This is a genomic window from Acidobacteriota bacterium, from assembly GCA_016196065.1.
Taxonomy (GTDB): domain Bacteria; phylum Acidobacteriota; class Terriglobia; order Terriglobales; family Acidobacteriaceae; genus Acidiflorens.
On the sequence record JACPYL010000017.1, the window covers coordinates 1 to 3206 of the forward strand.

The window sequence follows — 3206 nt, forward strand, 5'->3', positions numbered from 1 at the left end:
AGGAGGGAGCCGAAAAGTCCGCCGCCCTGATTCGTCGATGCGAGACCGGCAAGGTCGGGGGATACGAGTGCGTTGTGACGCTCTCCGAGATCACAACGATCATCCTCCGGGAGGGGAGGCAGTCGGACCTGGAGTCCGTTCTTTCCGGCATGCGCGAGGATTTCAGCCTTGTGAACATTACGCCGGAGATCGCGGTCCTTTCCGGAGTCCTGAAGAGCCGGTATGCGGCTGCCCGAAAGGGATTTTCGCTGGCGGACAGTCTTATTTGCGCCGCGGCCCAAATCATGGACCTTCCGCTTGTGACATACGATTCCGAGTTCGATCGGGTGACGGAGGTGGATGTGAGGAAGCCCGATCATTTCTGCTAAGACGTCCACGAGGGGACGTTGCGTGCGCCGGGATAAACCGGCATAGAGCAGCTTCGCAAGTTGCAGCACATGGCAACGCCCCGGACCCCAAGTGACGAGTACGCGATGATCAAGGCGGCGGCGGGCCAACGGCTGGTTGGACGAGACGCGGGCGATGATGGAGGTGCTCGGCGCCATCCGCCGCCAAGGATGCGGCGCGGGCGCTGGGGAGGCAGTGATTAGGCCTGCTGGGAAAGAGATGGCAACCGGGGTGTCGCGCGGCACGGGCGGAGACAGCCGGGAACGATCGGAGGCCAACGGGCGAGAATGAAAGAGTTGTCTAAGTTGGCAACGTCCCACCCTGCGCGTACAGGCTTGCTTTCGATTCAGGCCTTGGACTATTATTTTTCCAGATGGTCACAATGAGCCTGAGGATCGACTTGGCCGAAACGTTTCCCCTGCTTGGACGGGCGCCTATCGTTGAGGCCGTGATAGAAGTGCGTGCTCGCGCAGGAGTGGCCTGGGATGAATCCGCCATCTCTGAGCGCCTCAAACCAAAGCTTCCGGAGTATCCGGTTGTCGAATCGCACCGGGGGTTTCGACACGAGATCAGGATGGTGCCTGGTCAGCCGGCCGAGCAGGCCCTTCAGGATCTTGGTTGGCGGGGCCTTCGCTTCGAGTCGGAGGACAAGCGCCACATCGCCCAATTCAACCGGGATAGCTTCGTATTCAGCAGGTTGACCCCTTACGTGAGTTGGGAGCAGTTCCAAAAGGAGGGGCTTCGCTTGTGGCAACTGCATTCGGAGTTGGCACAACCCGCGGAGGCCCAACGGTTGGGTCTACGTTTTGTCAACCGGATACCGGCCCCAGTGGGGGAGTTTCAGTTGGAGGACTACATCGAGGCCTCGCCGAGGACACCGCGGGACCTGGATATTCCCTTGGTCGATTACCTTGATCGTCGCGTATTGAACGTGCCCGGGTATCCCTATAACGTCGCTGTCATTCAAACAGTGCAACATCCTCAGGGGGAGGAGGCGATGGGCGTGGGCCTGATCCTTGACATAGACGTATTTACGACGACGCCTTCTTCGCCAGGCAGGGATGTTGTCGAGAAACGACTCGCGGAAATGCGGTGGCTGAAGAACAAGGTATTTTTCGGCAGTATCACGCCAAAGACATTGGAGATGCTCAAGTGACCTTCACCACGCTGGAACATAGCCCTTCTCCTTTCGTTCAGACATCTGGCCTGAGCTGCGAGGCGGAATACATGTCACGGGAATATGAGCAAGGCTGGCATCGTCTACGGCAGTCGAATTCGCTGGGATTGGGCGCGGCAGAGATGGAGCTTTCCGTTGTTGCGGAGGAATGCGGCTCTCCCAACTGGGACGGCTACGGTGCGGCTCCAGTCGTGAACGAGGCAATCGTTGAAGCGCATCGGTTCCTGGGTGCATTGCCTTTGGGCGTTCCCGCTCCCTCAGCGGGCGCTGAGCCTGATGGAAATGTCACGTTCGAATGGTATCGGTCTGCTCGACGTACGCTGTCCGTCAGCGTCACCACCGAAGGCGATCTCCACTACGCAGCCCTGATCGGCCCCAGTCGGGCCTACGGGACCGAGCCTTTCTTCGGAGAGATTCCAAGGGTCATCATGGAATTGATTCGCCGGGTCACAGCGGTATGACGGATGAAGGCCCGGGGAAGGCCGTTGCCTCTTACGAGATTCTCGCACGTTTCATTCTTTTCAATCGGTGGATTCGCAACGACGGGACAGTCAAACCGGACGCCTTCATTCCGCACCCCTATCCCGATCTTTCAGTTACTCGCCTAAAGTATCTTCCGGAACAAGAGGTTTGGCGTATCGGTCAGAGCATCGCCGGCGCAAGGCCGGCCACGCTTTATGGGCGTGCCGACATTCCCGCCGCCGAAGCGAGGCGACGGACACTCGATGTCGAGCCCAGGCCTGTTGCCGACAATCCGAACCACGCTGTCGTGGTCGGTTGGCCTGACGACAGGCCGGCGCAGAAGATCATCGCTCAAGAGCTCGCCGTCGAGGCCAGATTTGTGCCAAGACCGCCGCCGGCTTCGGGCTAGTTCGGACTTGCGGCATGCCAGCCCCCGGCGCACACAAGGCCGTTCAGCCTCGCATGCTTGTCTGATCCCGTAATATCCGTGGGGGTTCTGATCTGGTTTGAAGCAGAAGGGGCCGCAGTGCGGACAAGGTACTTATTCCGGCGACGCCCATCCGTGGCTTCTTACGGCCGATGGGAGTTGGTTTCGTTGCAGTCCCTAACGGGGGAGAATGAGAAGGATGTCTAAGTTGGCAACGTCCCGTCCGGTCGTCCCAGAAAATAGCGGATTTGTGGATGCCCCGGACCATGATATGGTGCCGGGCGCTGGGAATATCGAGGCGGGCGTGATGGGGGATGTTGCTTTTCTAGCGAACGGCCGGTTGCTTGCTTGTTAAGCGAATTGCACAATTAGAAACAACGTAGCCCCCAAAGCGTTGCGGCGAACCTTGCCAGCGAGAGTGGTTCCTGGTAGTATTTGGGTAAAGGCACCCAAGCGGCGGTTGGCGCTCCACCTCCGAAAGGCGTCCGGATAACGATGCGGCCACACCCCCTCACTCGCAACCGCGCTCTCCATTCGCAAGGCCCACGCGGGCTCCGGCGGAAGTGCCCGCGTTCGGCCCTTCCCTTCTCCCCAGAGTTGCCCCCGCGTCCTCAACCGCGCCTCCGTCGTGGCCCTGCGGTCGGAAGGTGGCAAGTCTCATCCGCTTGCCCGTCAGAATGCACCGCGGGAAGCAACGCCCTGGAAGTTCTTCGAAATAACTTAGCTAAACTAGTGTAGTGTCCCAGTAATATC

Annotated in this window: 5 protein-coding genes; all 5 read left to right on the forward strand. The window is 59.5% G+C overall.

The annotated features are described in order from the left end of the window. On the forward strand, positions 1-368 hold a 368-nt coding region (locus HY010_16645; GenBank protein MBI3477363.1), incomplete at its 5' end, for a PIN domain-containing protein. A gap of 401 nt (positions 369-769) precedes the next feature. Continuing rightward, complete coding sequence (locus tag HY010_16650; protein ID MBI3477364.1) at positions 770-1543, forward strand: TIGR04255 family protein; 774 nt, start codon at positions 770-772, stop codon at positions 1541-1543. Between the two features lie 71 nt (positions 1544-1614). Then, on the forward strand, positions 1615-2025 hold the full coding sequence (locus HY010_16655; protein ID MBI3477365.1) for a hypothetical protein: 411 nt from the start codon (positions 1615-1617) through the stop codon (positions 2023-2025). Beyond that, positions 2022-2435 (forward strand): hypothetical protein, encoded by a 414-nt coding sequence (locus HY010_16660; GenBank protein MBI3477366.1) that lies wholly within the window; start codon positions 2022-2024, stop codon positions 2433-2435. Before HY010_16655 ends, HY010_16660 begins: the two co-directional genes overlap by 4 nt. 217 nt (positions 2436-2652) lie before the next feature. Beyond that, positions 2653-2808 (forward strand): hypothetical protein, encoded by a 156-nt coding sequence (locus tag HY010_16665; GenBank protein ID MBI3477367.1) that lies wholly within the window; start codon positions 2653-2655, stop codon positions 2806-2808. Positions 2809-3206: the final 398 nt, after the last annotated feature.

Bases quoted from the DNA above. Each gene is read 5' to 3' on its own strand.
- HY010_16650 (MBI3477364.1), top strand. From the start codon at position 770: ATGAGCCTGAGGATCGACTTGGCCGAAACGTTTCCCCTGCTTGGACGG.
- HY010_16655 (MBI3477365.1), top strand. From the start codon at position 1,615: ATGTCACGGGAATATGAGCAAGGCTGGCATCGTCTACGGCAGTCGAAT.
- HY010_16660 (MBI3477366.1), top strand. From the start codon at position 2,022: ATGACGGATGAAGGCCCGGGGAAGGCCGTTGCCTCTTACGAGATTCTC.
- HY010_16665 (MBI3477367.1), top strand. From the start codon at position 2,653: ATGTCTAAGTTGGCAACGTCCCGTCCGGTCGTCCCAGAAAATAGCGGA.